Below are 19,906 nucleotides of genomic sequence, written 5' to 3'. Positions count from 1 at the left end.
TTCCATGTCGCGTCTGTTAACATTAATCTTGGCATGAGGGTTCGGTGTAACGTTTTTTAGCGAATTCAATTATACCTTATCCTCATGCTGTTTGTTTTTTATACCGCAAAAATCAACACGCCCTAAATTAATAACCGAACTCTAAGAGTGAAAATAGGTATAAAAGAAAATTCAAAACTCGTATTTAAATAAACCCCAGCTGGCTCAGCTTTTTTTTTACAATACACCGTTAGTTATTAGCGTAATTCAAAGTTCAACCTATTCTATTAGGTTAAATTTACAGCCGTGCTGCTTGGTATACTACTAGGTATACTAAAGACCTGCGCTTGGATAGGACGCTATAGAACATCATAATACGCTAAGTCATTGACTTTATTTTATTACAGGCACAAAAAAGGACGTCATGAGACGTCCTGATATTGAATAATGGTGGAGGGAGAGGGATTCGAACCCTCGTTAGGGATAAACCTAAACACACTTTCCAGGCGTGCGCCTTCAGCCACTCAGCCATCCCTCCACTGTGTTGCAATTGTGTAATGCAACAGCGCGCTATAGTATGAAATAGACCCTCGAGGTGCAAGGCATTTTTAAATATGATCTTTCAAGTGCTTACTTATCAAGCAATCACTTATATTGAGGTATAAAAAAACGGCTAAATTCAAGATTTAGCCGTTCACATTTATACTTCTAAAATTACTTAGCCATACTCGCAGTAAATTCAAGCATGCGGTTAAGTGATTTAAGAGCGCCTTCGCGTAAATCCATATCAACAAATACTTCTTTACCTTTAGGGCTTATGAGGGCTTCCTCAATCGCTTTTAAGCCATTCATCGCCATCCAAGGGCAATGTGCACAACTTTTACATGAAGCGCCCTCACCTGCCGTAGGAGCCGCAAAAAACTCTTTATCTGGGCATAGTTGCTGCATTTTATAAAAGATGCCGCGATCGGTTGCTACAATAAACTTTTTATTGTCCATTGTTTGAGCTGCTTTGATCAATTGGCTCGTAGATCCAACCGAATCGGCAAGTGCAACTATTTCTGCTGGTGACTCAGGGTGAACTAATACGCCTGCATCTGGATGCAGCGCCTTCATATCCTTTAAGGCTTTTGTTTTAAACTCGTCATGTACAATACATGCACCATTCCACATTAGCATATCAGCACCGGTATTTTTTTGAATGTAGCTACCAAGGTGTTTATCTGGACCCCAAATAATTTTTTCGCCTTGCTCATCCAGGTACTCAACAATCTCAAGTGCACACGATGACGTTACAATCCAATCTGCACGCGCCTTAACAGCTGTAGAGGTGTTTGCGTACACAACAACCTTACGATCAGGGTGCTCGTCACAAAACGCTGAGAACTCGTCTACAGGGCAACCAATATCCAACGAGCACGTCGCCTCAAGTGTTGGCATAACCACTGTTTTATTAGGTGTTAAAATTTTAGCGGTTTCGCCCATAAATTTTACACCTGCGACGATGATCATATCTGCATCGTGACGTGCGCCAAAACGTGCCATTTCTAGCGAATCAGCAACGCAACCGCCAGTTTCCTCGGCGAGCGCTTGAATTTCAGGATCGGTATAATAATGTGCAACAAGTACTGCATTTTTATCTTTTAGTAATTGTTTTATACGCGCTTTATATTCGCCTTGCTCGTCTTGTGTTAACGGTGCTGGCTTAGGAGGGAAAATATAACCTTCAGGCATAATAGTTTGAGCTAGACTCATGTTCTCGACCACTTATCTACGGAGCATTAATTGCGGCGAATTATACGAGAATATGAACATAAATAACAGCAAACTAGCGAGGCTGTTTATAAAAAATAGAGTGGGAATTTAAAAAAGAATATAAGGAAAGTATTAGAGAGTGGTGGGTCATGATGGATTTGAACCATCGACCAATTGATTAAAAGTCAACTGCTCTACCAACTGAGCTAATGACCCGCTCTAATATAAACTGCTTTGTAAAAAGCATGCGTAAATCCGCCGATTCAAACTGTCATAGAATGGTGGGTNTATGATGGATTTGAACCATCGACCAATTGATTAAAAGTCAACTGCTCTACCAACTGAGCTAATAACCCGCTCTATGCAATTATTCAATTATGAATGAAACTTACGTAAATCCGCCGATTGAATCCATTCTTATTATAACTAATAAAGAATGGTGGGTCATGATGGATTTGAACCATCGACCAATTGATTAAAAGTCAACTGCTCTACCAACTGAGCTAATGACCCGCTCTTATATAAATTTTTGTACTAAAGTTTAAATTAAACCATTTATATTTATTAAATAAAAATGGTGGGTCATGATGGATTTGAACCATCGACCAATTGATTAAAAGTCAACTGCTCTACCAACTGAGCTAATGACCCGCTCTAATATAAACTGCTTTGTAAAAAGCATGCGTAAATCCGCCGATTCAAACTGTCATAGAATGGTGGGTTATGATGGATTTGAACCATCGACCAATTGATTAAAAGTCAACTGCTCTACCAACTGAGCTAATAACCCGCTCTTTTTGCCGCATTTCGAGTGGGGTAACCATTCGTTTGCTGCGGGCGCTTATAATACTTATTTAAAAAATGAGTGCAACCGAAATTGTCTCTTTTTTTAAGTTTTTATGTCTAGTTGGACAATTTTAGACCGCTTATGACAAAAAGCAGTCTAATCAAGCTCATTCAATTATTTTTATAAACGATCTGTGGCTAATTTTGCAGCAGTTGTACTTGGATACTGATTGATAAGATCGTTCAGTATTTTTTCTGCTTCAGCTGCTAAACCTTGCTCTTGTAAAAGTGTTCCTAACTTTAATAAAGCATCTGGGCGTTTATTTGAATTAGGAAATTCATTTACAACGACTTTAAAATGCTCAATTGCTTTTACTGGCATATTTTTAATAGTCAGTAATTGCCCAAGCCAATAATGTGCATTAGACGCATATACCGAATTTGGATACGTAGTTAAAAACGTTTGGAATTCAGGAATAGCCTGATCGTAACGTTTATCTTTCATTATTAATGCAACAGCACGCTCGTAAGCTTCGTTTTCAGATAAATCACTACTATATGTCTGTGCATTACTTTGTTGCGTGTAATCAGGCGCAGGTGCCGCAGCAGGTTGCGTATAAGCTTGGCTTACACGATTCTCTATTTCTTGATAAAGTTCACGTTGGCGCTGAAGTACTTTTTCAAGCTTATAGCTTTGCTCTTCAGTAACACCACGAATTTGACTTACTTCATCTTGTAATAAATTAAGTTGTTGCTGTAACTCTACTTGTAAAAAATTACGCGTTTGCATCAAATTTTCAAGTGATGCTAAGCGCTTTTCTATACTCGACTGTGAACTTGCAGCTTCTGAAACAGGAGCGGGAGCAGCCATTAACTGGGTGCTCCCGCTCAATATCATGGCTGCCAAAATAATTTTCGGCTTCATAATATCTCTTATCTTAGTAAACTAGTACCGCACGGCGGTTTTTAGCGAAAGCTGATTCAGTGCGAGATTTAACCATAGGCTTCTCTTCACCGTAGCTTACTACTGACATTTGGCTAGATGAAACACCTAAACTTTGCAGGTATTTTTCAACAGCTTTACCACGGTGCTCACCTAATGCAATATTGTACTCAGGTGTGCCACGTTCGTCGGCATGACCTTCGATTAATACTTTAACAGATGAGTTTTGAACTAAAAACTCAGCGTGTGCGCGAAGTAATTCAGCGTATTTGCCTTCAACTGTCGCTTTATCAAAATCAAAGTAGATTACTTGCTCTTGACGTAGTGCTTCGTATTTTTGACGAAGTTCTTCTTCTGCACGTTGCTCAGGAGAAATTGTAGCTACTTCAACTGTATCATTGTTTGCTGATTGCTCAACAACACCTTGATTTGATTGATTTGCAGCGCCGTCATCAATATCTGATGATGAGCTACAAGCTGCTAATGTCATTACTGGCACAGCAATTAGCAGGCCTTTAAGTATTTTGTTAAGTTGCATTGAGTAGATTCCTATTTTGAGTAAACCAGTAATATTACTGTAAATATGGCGACCAAGCTGGCGCCTTTACTTGTCCGTCTAGCACAGGTAAGCGTGCTTTAAAGCGACCGTCCATCGATACTAGCGCAAGTACCTGTTTGTTATTATGAAGCGTGCTATATATAATCATCGAGCCATTTGGCGCTATACTCGGCGATTCATCTAGGCGAGTTCGAGTTAATACTTGAAACGCGCCTGTAGCAAGCTCTTTCTTAGCAAGATGGTACTTACCGTTAGTACGGTTTACCATCACTAATTCTTTACCGTCGGGCGTTATTGAACCTGCAAGGTTCATGTCGCCGTCAAAAGTTAAACGTTGTGAACGCCCAGTTTTTAAATTTAACTTATAAATCTGAGCATTACCACCCCTTTCAGATGTAAACACAATATCTTGGCTATTTGGATACCAAGATGGCTCTGTATCGATACTACGATGGCGCGTAAGGCGTGTTTCTTTACCTGTTACTAAGTCTAGTAAGTAAACCTCAGTTGCTCCACCTTTATCTTTTGAAAGTACTAACAGGAGTTTTTTACCATCCGGTGAAAACTGCGGTGCACCATTAATGCCTTCATAGCTGGCAATAATTTCACGTTTTCCCGTATATAAATCTTGAACATAAATTTGGCTTTGGCGGTTTTCAAACGTTACATATGCCAATTTAGTACCATCTGGTGACCAAGCTGGCGACATTAATGGCTCTTTAGAGCGTAGTAATACTTGTTCATTAAAGCCATCGTAATCAGCAACGACTAACTGATATGGTTTAGCATCAGCATCACGTACTATTACATAAGCAATTTTAGTTAAAAACGCGCCCTTTTCACCCGTTAGCTTTTCGTAAATAACATCACTAATTCTGTGTGAGTAACGACGAAAGCCACTTTCACCAATAACACTTTCACGCGCTTCTAAAATATGGTCTTGGCTCTTTATTAATTTACCATTACTCATCATCTGCGTGTTGCCACCCGTTATCTGACCACGGATCACATCAATTAACTCGTAGCGTACTAAGTAGCGCCCGTCTGTTTGCTGCTCTACTTCACCAACAAGTATTGCTTCAGCGCCTTTATTAACCCAAGCAGCGTAGTCAATTTCACTATCTTTACTTGGTTGTTGCGGCATTTGTGCAATATCAATAGGCTTAAATTTACCACTGCGCATTAAGTCTGCAGCAATAACCTCATTTAATTTCTCTGGAATTGGACCAACACCATTGTATTTGAAAGGAACAATTGCAATTGGTCTTGCGCCATCTATACCTTCTGTTATTACAATTTCAAGTGCTGCGTGTGCAATCCCTTGAAATCCTAATAATAAAACTAAAAAGGCTACTTTTATTTTGTTAAACATATAATTCCTTTAAAACTCTGGCGCAAATGTGAAGTTAATATTTTTCAGCTCTTCAAACACATCTCTATCTTTAGACACTGGTAACGTATCAGCCAAGCGTATAGCTCTCATAACAGCTTCACAGACTAACTTATCACCACCTAACGATTTAACTTGCGTTACTAAGCCGTTAAAACCTAAACGAATATTGACTCGACATTGCTTGCCTTTCATTTTTTCATCTTGAAGTAAGTTTTGCTGAATACGCGCCATAATTAATGCGCGGTATTTGTCTACTTCACTAAGTACTTGCTGTTGGCGTACTTTACTACGTGCTGCCTGCTCTTTTGCAAGTTGCTCTTGCAGCATTTGCTCTTGCATAGCTTGTTCACGCTTACGTTCAGCTTCTTTTGCACGCTCTTTAGCCTCGATTTCGCGTTTTTTACGCTCAGCCTCTGCTTTTTTCAGCGCGTCTTCTTCAGTTTTTCGTTTATCCGCAGCAGCTTTAGCCGCATTTTCAGACTCTTGTTTCTCTTTCTCAGCCTGTTTTGCTTTAGCGCGTTCTTTTTGCTCAATTGCACGCGCTTTTTTAGCTTGTGCTTGCGCCTCTGCTGTTTCTTTTTCTTTAGCTTTGCGTTCTTGCTCTAGCTTTTTAATGTGCCTTGCTTCTGATTCACGCTTTTTACGTGCATCGGTTGCTCTGCGTTCTAAATCACGAATGCGTTTATCTTCAGCACTTTTTTTATCTTTATCTTTCTTTCTAAGCTCAGCAATTTTTTGTTCAACCATTTTTTGATCAACAGTAACTGCCGATACCGCTTTTTCTGTTTCTGGTATTGCCGAGTTAAGCGTTACTTCCATTACTTTTGGTGCAGGTGGATGAATATTTGCAGACGCATACAAAAATCCCCCAATACCCAAATGTAATACCACCGACTTAATTAGTGAACTATTCATACAGTTACTTTGTCCCCTCAAAGGATTCTGTCATTAATCCTACTGATGGCACACCTGCATTCTTTAAAAAGTCCATTAAAAGTAACACTTCTTGATACGACACTTTACCTGAACCTTTAATCATTACAGGTATATTAGGGTTCTTCATTAATTGTAATTTTATTACTGCCGCCACGTCTAGTGCTTCCATAGCCGCTTCAGGATCAGTGCCTACACTTACATAGTATTTACCCTCAGCATCGATAGAGGCAATAATAGGTGGTACATCTTTTGTATCAACTAAATCAGACTCTTCCATTTTTGGTAAGTCAACTTTAACACCGTGTGTAATAAGCGGAGCTGTAGCCATAAATATAATAAGCAGCACCAACATTACATCAATGTAAGGTACTACATTAATTTCTGCGACCGGACGGCGCTTTTTACGCTGATACATTCGCTTGGGCCTCTATTTGGGTAGCTGCTTGACGGTGTAAAATATTAGCAAACTCTTCCATAAAGTTAATATAGTGAGATTCTAGTTTTTCAACTTTATTAGAAAAGCGGTTATAAGCTATAACCGCAGGTATAGCTGCAAATAAACCCATTGCAGTAGCGATTAATGCTTCAGCAATACCTGGTGCTACCATTTGTAACGTAGCTTGTTTAACTTCACCAAGTGCAATAAAGGCATTCATAATACCCCACACTGTACCAAACAAACCTATATAAGGGCTTATTGAACCTACCGTTGCTAAAAACGATAAGCTTGATTCTGTTTTTTCTATTTCACGAGAAAGTGCAACACGCATTGAACGGTGTGTACCTTCCATTACAATACTGGCGCTTTGAAACGTGTTTTTCTTGTGGCGTGCAAACTCTTTAAAGCCTGCAGTAAAGAGTGCTTCAATACCTTGTGATTGACCACTACGTGACGATATTTCATTATAAAGTTTGCTTAAATCAATACCAGACCAAAACTTTTGCTCAAACTTTTTAGCATTATCTAAAGCATCAGATATCGCTTTTTTACGCTGAAAAATAATAGCCCACGACATTACAGACATAGCAACTAGTCCTAACATTACTAGTTGAACAAGCAAACTGGCTTCTAAAATTAGATCTAAAAAATTAAGCCCTGATCCCACGTTAAACTCCTAAATAGTTTCAAAATACGTCAAATTAATTAATTTGTATAAATATGACCGTTCACACAGTCAAAAGTTGCATCTAGTGTATATAGTCCATTTCAAGCTGACAACGATATTGCTATGAATAATCAACAAAAAACGTTGAAAATCACCTTTATTTTAATTTTATCAACTTATCGTAAGTTTTAAGTTCAATTGTAAATAACGGCACATGTCTAAAAAGTGCTTAAATATACGAATAAAACATCATAAAACACTTCGTTTATTCAAAATAAGTGCATAAGCACTCAAAACCAGCGTTAAACAAGCTTAATGTAATAGTAAAACTAATGCTGAGAATTAATAATAAATAGTACATATACTCTATTTTTCATTAAGTTATGATATTAACGATTAATTAACGCTCAGTATTAAAACAACAATAAAACTCATGGAATTAGTTTTTCTAATGTGAAAATACAAATTTTCTAGTTTGAACAAAAATCATATTTTACGTATTATCATTCCATACCGAACTAGCGCACCGAATGAGATAGTTTCATTAAGCCAAGTTCTTCGTAATCCGATATTTATCGTATTACATTGTTTTACTCTTTCGGACAAAACCTTAGATTGTAAAACATAGTTCCAAGATTATTCCCTTCAACTTGTTGTTTGCCCGCATTATTTGCGGGCTTTTTTTTGCCTGCAATTTATCAACATCTATAAAAGCGTTAATCAAACGTAGAGTATTGTTTTATACAAATCATATTTTTTGGCGCTATTGGGTTATTTAATTCGACAGTATCACTGGTGATTTAAATAAAATAAATAGGATACAGTTATTACCTTGTAATTCGATATTTAAGCAATTACAGGTATTACCTTGAATGGCACGCAGAATAGCGTCACGAGTCTTAACGCCCTGTGAATTAACGGTTAACTCATTTACAGACGTTGTATTTACAATATTATGTGGGTATTTTTTAGTATGTTTATGCTTTTTAGCTGCTACTTTCTTACGCTAAATAAGTACATTAATTATGAGTAAGACTCAAATAAACTCGCTTACTGCATATATCTGCAGCAAGCGTTATTAATTGGCTAATCTTTTTTGGTAGGTAATAGACCAAAGTGATGATATGCGCTATCTGACACAATTCTTCCACGGGGTGTACGTTGAATAAAACCTTGTTGAATCAAAAAAGGTTCTATTACATCTTCTATCGTTTCTCGCTCTTCGCCAATCGCAGCCGCTACATTATCAAGCCCTACGGGGCCACCCATAAACTTTTCAATAATGGCGAGTAAATATTTACGATCCATGTAATCAAAACCGCTTTTATCTACATCAATCATATCGAGTGCTTGTTTTGCCACCTCGGCATTTACTGTGCCATCTGACTTTACTTGCGTGTAGTCACGTACCCGACGAAGTAAGCGATTAGCAATACGCGGCGTACCACGTGAGCGTTGTGCTATTTCGGTTGCGCCCTCTTCACACATTTCTAAATCAAGATAATGCGCAGAACGCCCAACAATATGCGATAAGTCTTCCACCGAATAAAATTCTAAACGTTGGACAATACCAAAACGGTCACGCAGTGGCGATGTTAGCGAACCTGCTCGCGTAGTTGCACCAATAAGCGTAAACGCAGGTAAGTCTAGTTTTATAGAGCGTGCAGCCGGTCCTTCACCAATCATTATGTCAAGTTGGTAATCTTCCATTGCTGGATAGAGTATTTCTTCAACTTGCGGACTTAGCCTGTGTATTTCGTCAATAAACAGTACGTCGCCCTCTTCTAAATTAGTCAGTAGCGCTGCTAAATCACCTGCTTTTTCTAACACCGGACCTGATGTTGTTTTAATACTTACATGTAACTCGTTGGCAACAATGTTCGCAAGCGTTGTTTTACCTAAACCTGGCGGACCAAATATTAAAAGGTGATCGAGTGCTTCGCCGCGAGTTCGCGCAGCTTCAATAAAAATTTCCATTTGCTGTTTAACATGCGGTTGTCCTCTATAATCAGCTAAAAGTTTTGGCCTTATTGCGCGATCTATAGAGTCTTCGTTTGGTTTTTCTGTTGCATCAATTAAACGATCCGCTTCAATCATGGGTTACTCACAACATTGATTTTAAAGATTCTTTAATAAGAACCTCAGTAGACATATCTGGTTTACTTACCGATTTTACTGCTTTTTGTGCCTGTGGCAATTTATAACCTAACGCAAGCAGTGCCGATACAGCATCGTCGGCTGCATTATTAGCAATACGTGCATCACTTAATGGTTCTATTACGGCACTATCGCTGTATGGTGTAAATAAATCGTTGCCCCAATCTTTTAATCGATCTTTCATTTCGAGCACCAAACGTTCCGCTGTTTTTTTACCTACACCAGGTAATTTAACAAGCGATGTTGAGTCTTCGTTATTCACACAACTCACAAATTGTTTAGCCGACATACCCGATAGAATGGCTAAGCCAAGTTTTGGTCCCACACCATTTGCTTTTAACAACTCTCTAAATAAAGCGCGTTCTACTTTATTATTAAAACCAAATAAAAGTTGAGCGTCTTCGCGTACTACAAAGTGTGTATAAACAATCGCGTTTTCACCCACTTTTGGTAAGTCGTAAAAACAGGTCATAGGCATTTGCACCTCATAACCTACACCACTTACCTCTAGTAATATCTCTGGTGGTTGTTTTTCAACTAAAATACCATTTAAGCGACCTATCATATTTATTTCCTTAAACGTCCTCTAACGATTTTGCTTGCGCTGCCCGCTAGTTTAATTAAATTTTGTTCTGAGTGAGCATGGCAAATTGCAATTGCTAGTGCATCTGCTGCATCTGCTTGAGGTGTACCTGGTAGCTTTAAAATATTTTTTACCATGTGCTGTACTTGTGTTTTATCGGCGCCGCCGTTGCCCACCACTGCTTGTTTTATTTGTCTGGCTGAATATTCAAATACAGGTAAATCAGCCATTGCAGCACCAACAATGGCGGCTCCTCTAGCTTGACCTAGCTTTAAAGCTGAATCGGGGTTGTGCGCCATAAATACTTTTTCAATGGCAAAGGTTTCTGGCGAAAACTGTTCAATAAGCTGCGTAATGCCTTGGTAAATCATTTTAAGTCTTACTGGAAAAGGGTGATCGGCTAGTTTTATACAGCCACTGCCTAAATACGTAAACTTAGAACCTTGGTGTGCTACAACGCCATATCCGGTCAAACGTGAGCCCGGATCGATCCCTAAAATTATGGCCAAACAGTGCTCCATTGTTATTATTTTTAAATTACGCTAATAATGCCAGAGCACTGTATAAATTACCAGTACAAAGCAAAAACAAAAATGCCCACGTATAAAGTGGGCATTTAAAGGGTTTTGCTCTTTTTGGTTTATGCTAAAGCACGTACCAAACCTTGGGTATTTTGCTTAAGCGTTCGGGCAATCATAAAATACCCTAAACCAGCTACAAATATACCACCAGCAACTGGACCAATAATCCAGATATGAGGGTGTAGTTTACCAGCAAGATCAAACATTTGTTGTTGCACAATTAATAAGGCTATATCGCTAAAAAATGCGGCTACTAAGCCAGCCAAACCACCTAGTAATAAAAACTCATACAAGGTCGCATTTTTAATTAATCGGCTTTTAGCCCCAAGCGTTCGTAATATAACAATTTCTTGCATGCGCTCGCCTAAGCTTGCTTGTACTTGCGATATAAGTACAAGCGCACCACATAACACAACAATTGCCAGTACAAACCCAATAGCAAGCGATACCTGCTTAATGGTTGATTGAATTTGCTTAACAAAGTTATCAATATCAATTGCTGTAATAGTAGGATACGTTCGAAGCAACTGGCTAAAGTCACGTTTTTGCTCTGGATTTATACGCACCGACGAAATATAGGTCGCCGGAAAATCAGCAAGTACATCGGGACTCAAAATAATAAAAAAGTTAGGTTTAAGTGTTGCCCAATTAACTTTACGCACGCTGGTAATTTTAGCGTCGAATGACTGCGCACCTATTAAAAAAGTCAGCGTATCACCTATTTTAACATCTAAGCGCTCTAGCATCGACTCTTCAACAGACGCCTCAGCTACCGCGTTTTCACCAAACCATTCGCCTTCTATTACTTCGTTTTGAGCGGGTTCGTCTTTTAGCCATGTTAAATTAAGTTCACGGCCTATACCTGAGCGCGCGTCTTCATCTTTTTCTTCATTATCTTGCAGTGATACTTCGCGTGCTACTAGCTCACCATTTACTGCATTTACTCGCCCACGAATGGTTGGGTAAAATTCAGATACTTGAATATTCTTTTGCTCTAAGTAATCATTTATTGGCGCTAAGTCGTTTTGCGTAATATTAACCAAAAATGCATTAGGCGCGTCATCAGGTAATTGCGACTGCCAATCCGATATCATGTCATTTTTAAGCACCACTAAAAACAACAGTAATTTAATAGCCAATGAAAAACTAATTAACTGCACTGCATTTACGTTAGCGCGCTTTTGAATCGACGCAATAGCTAGCGACCAACTATTACCTGGTTTTAAACCCAGTTTACGCCCGCCACCAAATATAAGTTTAGATACAACAAACAACACGCCAATCAGTGCAAGAGTTGATGTAAATAAAATAAGTGTAATTTTTATGTTATTGCTAAATAACCACATTAATAAAAATACGGTTAATGCACTCATAGTTAAATGCACACGGCTTACCGCAAGTTTATCGCCTAAGTTACGACGCAATACGCGAAGTGGTGGAATATCAAATAAATCAAACAAAGGTTTAATAGAAAACATAACAGCACAAATTACACCGGTGCTAATAGCCACTAACCATGGCTTAAAACCACCCATAGGAAGCTCTGTCCCCATACTTTTTGATAAATAACTCGTTGCAACTTCTTGCAAGCCATAGCCAATTAATAGCCCAACACCAACCGCCATTGAGCACACTAAAAGTAAATGTAGCATGTATATTTTGCGGATCATTGAGCGGCTGCCGCCCAGCGTTTTCATCATTGCAACTGGGTCGTATTGGCGTTCACAATAACGCTTTGCCGATACAGCAATTGCCACTGCTGCTAAAATAATACCCAGTAAACCAGCAAGTAATAAAAAGCTTTCTGCACGGTTTAAGCTATTTGATATGGGTGACTGGCGATCTTTTACGCCATACCATTGTTGGTTATCTTGCATTTGTGGTTTTAACCACTCATAAAAGCGAGCTATGTCTGCTTCATCGCCTGCATATAATTGGCGGTAATAAACACGGCTACCAGGTTGCACAACTTCAGTTTTAGGCACATCAGCAATATTAATTAAAACACGACGACTGCTCGAAAATACATTAAATGGAGCATCAGGCTCTTCTACTATAACTTTTTCTACATTAAATAAAGCTGCGCCAAGTTCTACCTGTGAGCCTATATCTATGTTTAAGCTGTAAAATACTGATTCACTTAACCACACGTTACCTAGCGACGGTCCATTGCTAGCAATTTTAGTTTCGCCAACTAAAGTGTCTTTAACCTTAAGTTGCCCTTTTAGCGGGTAAGCGTTAGACGCAGCCTTTACAGAGCTAAACTGCATTTCATCATTGGCAAACAACATAGTGTCAAAGTACACCATTTGTGCCGTTTTTAGATTTTCAGTTTCTGCTTTAGCAATAAACGAAGTATCGAGCACATGGTCGCTTGCAAGTACACGGTCAGCTGCAATAAACGCACTGCTTTTTTGAGCAATACTTTGACCAATTCGCTCAGTCACCATAGACAACGTAAGCACTGTAAGCACAGCGAGTGCAATTGCTGCACTTATAACCGTGAGTTCACCACGTCGAAATTCTCGCGCAAATAATTTTAGCGCTAACTTAGCCCACATCAGCGGTGTCCTCCGTTACACTTTTAACTAATAATCCAGCTTCAATTTGAATGATATGCTCACATTTTTGCGCTAAACCTTCATCGTGAGTAACCAAAATAAGGGTTGTTCCATGCTGGCTATTTAAATCAAATAACAACGTTTCAATCATTTTGCCATTTTTGCTATCTAAATTAGCCGAAGGTTCATCGGCAAATAATATTTTAGGCGTACCAATAAATGCACGCGCTATAGCAACACGTTGTTGCTCACCTCCAGATAGTTGCGACGGGTAGTGATCAACTCGATGGCTCAAGCCCACCTTTTCAAGCAACGCAAGCGCTTGCTCTTTCGCATCACTTTCACCAGCAAGCTCTGCCGGTAGCATAACGTTTTCTAGTGCAGTTAAACTTTGCACCAACATAAACGACTGAAAAACAAATCCAATTTTTGCCGCTCTAAGGGCCGCACGTTCTTCTTCATCTAAATTATGAAGTGGCTCACCATCTAAAAATATTTCACCACCGCTAGCAGTATCAAGCCCTGCTAATAAACTAAGTAACGTAGATTTACCTGAACCAGACGTACCCACTATTGCAACAGATTCACCATGCTTGACATTAAAGCTGATGTCGCTGAGGATGGGCAACTCTCCTTCAAAGGTAGAGACAACTTTAGACAAACCATTTACTTGAATTATATTTAATTGAGAAAGCGCTGACATATGACTCATTCAATCCTACGTTTAGTATTCATTTTATTTTTAGTTATCAAACCACTAACAGCAGCAGCCGACAACACGATTTTAATACTCGGTGACAGTTTAAGTGCAGCCTACGGTCTTCAACAAGAAGAAGGCTGGGTAAAATTGTTACAAGATAAATACGACGCAGAACAAAGCGATATTGTACTTATCAACGCCAGTATTAGTGGCGAAACATCTGGTGGCGCCCTACGTCGTTTAGATGCATTGCTTGAGCAATACGAACCCACTCATGTACTTATTGAGCTAGGTGCCAACGACGGTTTACGTGGTTTTCCAGTTAAAAAAATGCAAACTAACTTAACCGCTCTCGTTAAAAAAAGCCAAGCAGCTAATGCGATGACCGCCTTAATGGAGATTTACATTCCACCTAATTACGGTCCGCGTTACAGTAAGATGTTTACAAGCAGTTTTACACAAATTAGTGAAGATACAAATGCTCACTTAATGAACTTTTTTATGCTCGATATTGCTGGTAAATCTGACTTAATGCAGAACGACAGTTTACACCCTAACAAAAAAGCTCAGCCATTAATACGAGATGAGATGTATGACTCGATCAAAAAGTGGTTAAATAACGACTAGTGAATTAATACAGCGCAAGAGCGCTCTTTTAGGGCTCTTGCGTAATAAATACTCAAACAAACAATCGTTTATTGATTTTTAAAAAAATACACGTAATATTGCAATCAAAGTCGGTATGTGGCGCAGCTTGGTAGCGCACTGTCATGGGGTGGCAGGGGTCGAGAGTTCGAATCTCTCCATACCGACCAATTTATAACACCCTCTCAAGTCTCTAATTATCTATGTTCATCTAAATCTATTTATTAAATCTCTTCTTGTATTATTTATACTTTGCTTCTCAATCATTCCAACATTATTTACGCTCTTAGCTTAAAGTTTTACACATTTAAGGAACCATTTTTATTAAAATGTTTCTTAGCTTAGCTGTAATATAAATTGATGAGCTAATTATCGTTTCTGTGAATTAGTGAATAAAATCATATGCAATTGATATAACGTGATTTATATCAACCACTAAGTTTAAAAACAGATAATTAAGCGTATGATTTTTGCTCAGATATTAATAATAGGTTTGTGTTACCAGTGTACGATACAACTCCACAAAACTAAGTTGAATTTAAGACTACGCATTAAGTAACTTAGAATAACGATGATTTCAGTCATTCTGTAAAGGAAATAAAATGAAAATAGGGATAGATCTCGGCACAACTCATAGTGTGGTCGGCATTTGGCAAAATAACGCCGTTAAATTAATTCCAGATATGGAGGGGAACATTCTTGTCCCTTCAATTGTTGGCTTGTCAGAAGATAACCATATTCTTGTAGGACAAGCCGCTCGGGATCGATTAGCAACCCACCCAAATCATACTATTTGTGAATTTAAACGTTTTATGGGCACTGACAAAACCTTCTCATTAGGCGAGCAAGATTATAGCGCAACTGAACTCTCTGCCATTTTATTAAAAAGTCTCAAAGAACAAGCTGAACATTATTTACAAGAACCTATTACTGAAGCCGTTATTTCGGTACCTGCTTATTTTAATAATAAACAGCGCCAAGCAACGCAACAAGCGGCTTTACTTGCAGGCCTTAAAGTTGAGCGATTACTTAATGAACCCACAGCCGCTGCACTCGCTTATGGGCTTGATAATAAAGACTGTGAACAAACTTACTTAGTACTAGACCTTGGTGGCGGTACATTTGACGTGTCGGTTATTGAGGTGTTTAACGACATATTTGAAATTCACGCCTCAGCAGGTGATAACTATTTAGGCGGTAACGACTTTACTAACGTAATTGAAGAGGACCTTTACAAGAAGAACGATTTATACAAAGGTTTTTTCTCAGATAGTGAAAACCGTAATATTTGGTCTTTGTGTGAGCGCTTAAAGTGCCAATTAACTAACGAGCCAGTAGCGAGTTTTAATTTTGAATATAAAGAAAAAACATACCCATATACTCTTACGCTGGAAGATTATCGTACATTATGCAGCGAGTTAATTGAACGTATTAAGTTTCCTATTAACCGTGCAATGTCGGATGCTGATTTAAAACTTGATGAGATTGATGGGCTAATTTTTGTTGGTGGCGCTACACGTATGCCTATTTTTCAGCAGCAAATTAGTCGTGTATTTTCGCGTATTCCGCAAACCCAATATAACCCTGATCATGCCATTGCGACTGGCGCTGCAATTCAAGCAGGAATGAGCGCACGTGATAAAGAATTGAAAGATGTAATAATGACCGATGTGTGCCCTTATACACTTGGTGTAGAAGTAAATAATAAACATAATCAATCAGAATTTTTACCTATTATAGAACGGAACGCCACTATTCCTGTTAGCGAAACCCGCTCTGTTTACTCCAATCATCCACAGCAAGAAAAAGTACTTATTAAAATTTACCAAGGTGAAAACTACCTTCCCAAAGATAATGTTTTTTTAGGTGATTTAGAAATTGAGCTTGAACCGCTAAATACAGTACAAGAGCTTTACCTAACCTATACCTACGATCTTAATGGTGTGCTAGAAGTTGAAGTGACTAATGTTAAAAGTGGCAAAAAATACCGCACTTATGTAGGAGAAAAAGAAGAAAGCGTGAGCGAAAATGAGCTGCGTGAACGTTTTGCACGTCTTAACGCACTTAAAGTTTTACCTAAAGACAAACTTGTAAACACTGCATTTAAAGCAAAATTAGAGCGTTTATTCCAAGAAAACCTAGGGGATAAAAGGCGTGAAATTGGTGAGGCTATTGGTCAATTTATGGATGTATTAGAAACTCACGATAATCATAAAATTGAACGTATGATCGAGAATATAAAGCATTATTTAAGTTTTTAATATTAACTGATAAATAATTTAATTAATAAATATCACAAGCATTAAATAAAGAGTGAAGTAATGAACCATTGGAAAATACTAGGCATTGAAGCCACTACAGATAAACGGCTAATTAAACTCGCTTATACAGAGCTTCTAAAAAAAACATCGCCAGCTGAGTTTCCCGAAGAGTTTAAAAATTTACGAAAAGCGTACGAGTTAGCAAATAAAGAAGCTAAACGACCTGCTCAAAATGAAAACAAAGCACCCAATCAAGTATTTGAAGATGAGCATGAAAAAAAAGGGGTTGTTGACGAGTCATTTTTTGATGAAGAAGAGCCCTCGCCTGCACTTACACAAGTTGAAGTAGTTAAGCCACAACCTATCGAGTTAAATTCTGTTAGTTCTATTTCACAGCTACAAATAGCGCTCAATGAATTATATTGTAATGTGTCATCTCGCAGCGATGTTGAACAATGGAAGTTATTATTTTCAGCCCCATTATTTTGGGATGTCGATCAAAGTCAGCAAGTCTCATTCACTTTAATTGATTTCTTTTCAGAGCATTACTTTTTATCAGCCATGGTATTTAGGTTTTTAGATGAGAGTATGAAAATCTCTAGTGAACTCGTCACTAGTAAAAACAATCATTATCGCGAACTTGCCATTGCACTGCATCATTACATAGTCAGCTTGCCACAACGAATAGGCTCGATTGAAGATCTAAACAATACTGTTACCTTTGAAAAGTTACATCAGCACTTAAGGCTGCGTAATCATATTGAAGAGCTGTTTATGTTTAGCGCTTTAACAGCAGAGCAACTTATTACGTTAATGCAAAATGTAGATGCTGAATTTAAAAACGATTTATCGCTTTACCTTTGTGTTGGTAACTATTTATGGACCTTGAGCGCATATGAGGAAATACAGCATTTACTGGCTCCATTACAGCTAAAAGCAGATGACTCTAATTTGCGTGAGCTGCAAGCGAATGTCGCATTTAAACTGCAACAGTACGATGTTGCACTGGCGATTTATGTAGAACAAGAAGAAGTTAACAAAGACTTTGTTAGTAAAATGATGTTTAAGAATATCGGGCTTTGCTATTTTTACCTTAAATATTATGAAAAAGCGTATATGTATTTAAATGCCTATAATTCGCTGCCTGAGGAAATGGAACTTTACAGCGCCTTAATTACGGCTCGTCGATGCTACATCCAGTCATTAAAATTAAACGAAGAAGACAATGCTATAAAAATAGCAACTTTAATGTTTGAAAATGGACGCTATCAAGATGCTTTACTCATTACGCAAACCTATAGTCAACTATTTGATAAAGAATGTAATTATTTACAGGCTTTATGCCTTGGCAAGCTTAATAGCTTAGATGACGCATTCTCAGTATTTATGAAATTTGTTGAGCTTTATCAACAAGCGCAACAACGCCTTTGGCCATTGTTAGTTGATTTACTTTTATATTGCCCAAAACTCATTACTTATGAGTTTATGGTAGATACAATCTTAAAGAATATTCCTGACTCAACTGGTGATTTTGACAAAATACCCTACTACCCAGGCTCAATTCATCAAGTAGCGTATTGTGAGTATGAACTAAAACTTTTAGAAATTAAATTTAATTCCTATGAACCTCAAGCAAACACACCAAGCTCATACATTGATAATTGTGATTTTTCTTATACCCAATTTTATGCATGGGCATTAGTACATTTACTGCTAAGTCAGTTAGCTAATTTTGATGATCCAAAAGCACTTAAAGGTATATACAACAACGCGCTATTTGGAATTAAACAAGCAATGCACAAAGTAGCTTATCGACCTAAATGGGCTATAGAGTTTATAGATATTGCTTTTGATGAAAAAGATTATGAAACCTGTATTGTACTTTCTAACTATGTTATTAACGCGTTTTCTAATATTTCAAAAGCATATTATTACAAGGGTAAGTCATTAGCCGCTTTAGGACAGCACAATGAAGCAATTGATTTATTAGCTCAGGCGGCAACTAAATATGGGAACCATTTATTTGCTGTTTACTCACTTGAGTCAGCAATCCAAAGCTGTGAAAGGTTAGTCGAAGATGGTCAATCAGTGCATGCTCAATACAGCAATTTATGCCAGCAGTTGAAAGCAACAAAGGAGATTGTTGATGAACAGTAAGAATGAAATATCACCAATAACGTTAAGTACTGAGCAAAAGTTATGGTTACTTAGCCTTTCTGGGCACCTTTCAATGCAAAATGGTTACTCTTTAGATTGTTTGGTAAATAAAAATAAAAAATATACTCAAGATGCAATAATACGCGGCAATCAAATGGTACTTAAAAACGGTTATGGTATTAATTCTAAAGAAGACTTAATTAATACCTTTGATATTTTTTGTAACACAAGCAAAAGCCAAAATTTTATGGCTTGCATGGCTGAGCATGTTAGATATGACTTACTGGCTAAACGGTATCATATAGGTAGAGATCCAAATGAAAATAGAGGCACAGCGCTCGGCATTATGCTTGGTTGGGCAGAAAAACACAGAACTTACCTTGCACGTTGTGGCATTAGGGCATTTGATATAGGCCGGTATGCCTTTTTATGCCGCTGTGGAGTTACCGTTGGTTTGCTCACTGAAGATGAAGCTTGGTATTACCTTGCTCGTATAGGTAAAATTGCTCAACCCTTATTTACAAATTGGCAAGAATTTGCAACGAGTTATATTGTAGGTAGGTGTGTATGGTTAGAAATAGAAACGAAAGATTATGACTTTGATCGAGATTTAAATTTTAGATATGACGTAGCTGAAAAAGTAAAAGACGCGTCACAAGATTTAAAAATGATTTTATCGGACGATAGTCACCCATGGTGCCAATTAGATTGGAAGATGCACTTTTAATTTCAATCAAAATTATAGTATTTTGATTTTATGGATACTTACTGAATAACGCCTTTTTGCAGTGGCGTTATTCAGTA

At 38.0% G+C, this 19,906-nt stretch carries 16 protein-coding genes and 7 tRNA genes; 5 read left to right on the top strand and 18 right to left on the bottom strand.

Going from position 1 to position 19,906, the window contains the following annotated elements; translation table 11 throughout:
• Window positions 1-427: 427 nt before the first annotated feature.
• The 18 genes from I6F65_RS13240 to I6F65_RS13155 form a co-directional block, all read right to left on the bottom strand.
• Window positions 428-517, bottom strand: a tRNA-Ser gene (locus I6F65_RS13240).
• A 176-nt stretch (window positions 518-693) separates the two neighbouring features.
• Entirely contained in the window at window positions 694-1,734 is a 1,041-nt protein-coding gene (nadA, locus tag I6F65_RS13235) for a quinolinate synthase NadA (protein WP_024611122.1), read from the bottom strand.
• Window positions 1,735-1,874: 140 nt separating this feature from the next.
• A tRNA-Lys gene (locus tag I6F65_RS13230) sits at window positions 1,875-1,950 on the bottom strand.
• Window positions 1,951-2,013: 63 nt separating this feature from the next.
• Window positions 2,014-2,090 (bottom strand) — tRNA-Lys (locus I6F65_RS13225).
• An 81-nt stretch (window positions 2,091-2,171) separates the two neighbouring features.
• Window positions 2,172-2,247 (bottom strand) — tRNA-Lys (locus I6F65_RS13220).
• 62 nt (window positions 2,248-2,309) lie between these two features.
• Window positions 2,310-2,385: transfer RNA gene (locus I6F65_RS13215), tRNA-Lys, on the bottom strand.
• Window positions 2,386-2,448: 63 nt separating this feature from the next.
• A tRNA-Lys gene (locus I6F65_RS13210) sits at window positions 2,449-2,524 on the bottom strand.
• Between the two features lie 177 nt (window positions 2,525-2,701).
• The gene (gene ybgF, locus I6F65_RS13205) at window positions 2,702-3,445 is read right to left on the bottom strand and encodes a tol-pal system protein YbgF (RefSeq protein WP_166112396.1); all 744 of its coding nucleotides are present in this window, start codon (window positions 3,443-3,445) and stop codon (window positions 2,702-2,704) included.
• A 13-nt stretch (window positions 3,446-3,458) separates the two neighbouring features.
• A complete protein-coding gene (pal, locus tag I6F65_RS13200; RefSeq protein WP_024612134.1) occupies window positions 3,459-4,001 on the bottom strand; it encodes a peptidoglycan-associated lipoprotein Pal in 543 nt (180 codons plus the stop codon).
• Window positions 4,002-4,035: 34 nt separating this feature from the next.
• Window positions 4,036-5,394: a Tol-Pal system beta propeller repeat protein TolB gene (tolB, locus tag I6F65_RS13195; RefSeq protein WP_166112393.1), complete on the bottom strand. Its 1,359-nt coding sequence runs from the start codon at window positions 5,392-5,394 to the stop codon at window positions 4,036-4,038.
• 9 nt (window positions 5,395-5,403) lie between these two features.
• Window positions 5,404-6,330 (bottom strand): cell envelope integrity protein TolA, encoded by a 927-nt coding sequence (gene tolA / locus I6F65_RS13190; protein WP_024612132.1) that lies wholly within the window; start codon window positions 6,328-6,330, stop codon window positions 5,404-5,406.
• 4 nt (window positions 6,331-6,334) lie between these two features.
• Entirely contained in the window at window positions 6,335-6,766 is a 432-nt protein-coding gene (gene tolR / locus I6F65_RS13185; RefSeq protein WP_024612131.1) for a protein TolR, read from the bottom strand.
• Window positions 6,753-7,457: a protein TolQ gene (gene tolQ / locus I6F65_RS13180; protein ID WP_024612130.1), complete on the bottom strand. Its 705-nt coding sequence runs from the start codon at window positions 7,455-7,457 to the stop codon at window positions 6,753-6,755. The genes tolR and tolQ overlap by 14 nt, the downstream gene beginning before the upstream one ends.
• A gap of 1,086 nt (window positions 7,458-8,543) precedes the next feature.
• Window positions 8,544-9,554 carry a Holliday junction branch migration DNA helicase RuvB gene (gene ruvB, locus I6F65_RS13175; protein ID WP_166112387.1) on the bottom strand — a complete coding sequence of 337 codons (1,011 nt, stop codon included), beginning with the start codon at window positions 9,552-9,554 and terminating at the stop codon, window positions 8,544-8,546.
• Between the two features lie 7 nt (window positions 9,555-9,561).
• Window positions 9,562-10,179, bottom strand: a complete 618-nt coding sequence (ruvA, locus tag I6F65_RS13170; protein ID WP_024612129.1) for a Holliday junction branch migration protein RuvA — start codon at window positions 10,177-10,179, stop codon at window positions 9,562-9,564.
• Window positions 10,180-10,181: 2 nt separating this feature from the next.
• Window positions 10,182-10,706, bottom strand: coding sequence for a crossover junction endodeoxyribonuclease RuvC (gene ruvC / locus I6F65_RS13165; protein WP_024612128.1), 525 nt, complete (start codon window positions 10,704-10,706; stop codon window positions 10,182-10,184).
• A 131-nt stretch (window positions 10,707-10,837) separates the two neighbouring features.
• Window positions 10,838-13,339 carry an ABC transporter permease gene (locus I6F65_RS13160; RefSeq protein ID WP_197113261.1) on the bottom strand — a complete coding sequence of 834 codons (2,502 nt, stop codon included), beginning with the start codon at window positions 13,337-13,339 and terminating at the stop codon, window positions 10,838-10,840.
• Window positions 13,329-14,042: an ABC transporter ATP-binding protein gene (locus I6F65_RS13155; RefSeq protein ID WP_197113265.1), complete on the bottom strand. Its 714-nt coding sequence runs from the start codon at window positions 14,040-14,042 to the stop codon at window positions 13,329-13,331. The genes I6F65_RS13160 and I6F65_RS13155 overlap by 11 nt, the downstream gene beginning before the upstream one ends.
• Between I6F65_RS13155 and I6F65_RS13150 the strand changes: the two genes are divergently transcribed.
• From I6F65_RS13150 to I6F65_RS13130, 5 genes are all read left to right on the top strand, one after another.
• Window positions 14,043-14,666 (top strand): arylesterase, encoded by a 624-nt coding sequence (locus tag I6F65_RS13150; protein ID WP_024612921.1) that lies wholly within the window; start codon window positions 14,043-14,045, stop codon window positions 14,664-14,666. It abuts the gene before it with no gap.
• A gap of 111 nt (window positions 14,667-14,777) precedes the next feature.
• Window positions 14,778-14,854, top strand: a tRNA-Pro gene (locus tag I6F65_RS13145).
• A gap of 432 nt (window positions 14,855-15,286) precedes the next feature.
• Window positions 15,287-16,945: an Hsp70 family protein gene (locus I6F65_RS13140; RefSeq protein ID WP_197113259.1), complete on the top strand. Its 1,659-nt coding sequence runs from the start codon at window positions 15,287-15,289 to the stop codon at window positions 16,943-16,945.
• Between the two features lie 60 nt (window positions 16,946-17,005).
• Window positions 17,006-19,102 (top strand): J domain-containing protein, encoded by a 2,097-nt coding sequence (locus I6F65_RS13135; protein WP_197113257.1) that lies wholly within the window; start codon window positions 17,006-17,008, stop codon window positions 19,100-19,102.
• The gene (locus tag I6F65_RS13130) at window positions 19,092-19,829 is read left to right on the top strand and encodes a DUF1266 domain-containing protein (RefSeq protein ID WP_197113255.1); all 738 of its coding nucleotides are present in this window, start codon (window positions 19,092-19,094) and stop codon (window positions 19,827-19,829) included. Before I6F65_RS13135 ends, I6F65_RS13130 begins: the two co-directional genes overlap by 11 nt.
• Window positions 19,830-19,906: the final 77 nt, after the last annotated feature.

It is taken from the genome of Pseudoalteromonas sp. SWXJZ94C (genome assembly GCF_015864385.1).
In the GTDB taxonomy this organism is placed as follows: Bacteria; Pseudomonadota; Gammaproteobacteria; order Enterobacterales; family Alteromonadaceae; genus Pseudoalteromonas.
This window is presented reverse-complemented; position numbering and strand designations above follow the sequence as displayed.

Excerpts from the sequence above, each read along its gene's own strand:
- I6F65_RS13155 (WP_197113265.1), bottom strand. The coding sequence starts at position 14,042 with ATGTCAGCGCTTTCTCAATTAAATATAATTCAAGTAAATGGTTTGTCT.
- ruvB (WP_166112387.1), bottom strand. The coding sequence starts at position 9,554 with ATGATTGAAGCGGATCGTTTAATTGATGCAACAGAAAAACCAAACGAA.
- I6F65_RS13140 (WP_197113259.1), top strand. The coding sequence starts at position 15,287 with ATGAAAATAGGGATAGATCTCGGCACAACTCATAGTGTGGTCGGCATT.
- tolA (WP_024612132.1), bottom strand. The coding sequence starts at position 6,330 with ATGAATAGTTCACTAATTAAGTCGGTGGTATTACATTTGGGTATTGGG.
- I6F65_RS13130 (WP_197113255.1), top strand. The coding sequence starts at position 19,092 with ATGAACAGTAAGAATGAAATATCACCAATAACGTTAAGTACTGAGCAA.
- ybgF (WP_166112396.1), bottom strand. The coding sequence starts at position 3,445 with ATGAAGCCGAAAATTATTTTGGCAGCCATGATATTGAGCGGGAGCACC.
- tolR (WP_024612131.1), bottom strand. The coding sequence starts at position 6,766 with ATGTATCAGCGTAAAAAGCGCCGTCCGGTCGCAGAAATTAATGTAGTA.
- I6F65_RS13160 (WP_197113261.1), bottom strand. The coding sequence starts at position 13,339 with ATGTGGGCTAAGTTAGCGCTAAAATTATTTGCGCGAGAATTTCGACGT.
- ruvA (WP_024612129.1), bottom strand. The coding sequence starts at position 10,179 with ATGATAGGTCGCTTAAATGGTATTTTAGTTGAAAAACAACCACCAGAG.
- I6F65_RS13150 (WP_024612921.1), top strand. The coding sequence starts at position 14,043 with ATGACTCATTCAATCCTACGTTTAGTATTCATTTTATTTTTAGTTATC.
- nadA (WP_024611122.1), bottom strand. The coding sequence starts at position 1,734 with ATGAGTCTAGCTCAAACTATTATGCCTGAAGGTTATATTTTCCCTCCT.
- pal (WP_024612134.1), bottom strand. The coding sequence starts at position 4,001 with ATGCAACTTAACAAAATACTTAAAGGCCTGCTAATTGCTGTGCCAGTA.
- tolB (WP_166112393.1), bottom strand. The coding sequence starts at position 5,394 with ATGTTTAACAAAATAAAAGTAGCCTTTTTAGTTTTATTATTAGGATTT.
- I6F65_RS13135 (WP_197113257.1), top strand. The coding sequence starts at position 17,006 with ATGAACCATTGGAAAATACTAGGCATTGAAGCCACTACAGATAAACGG.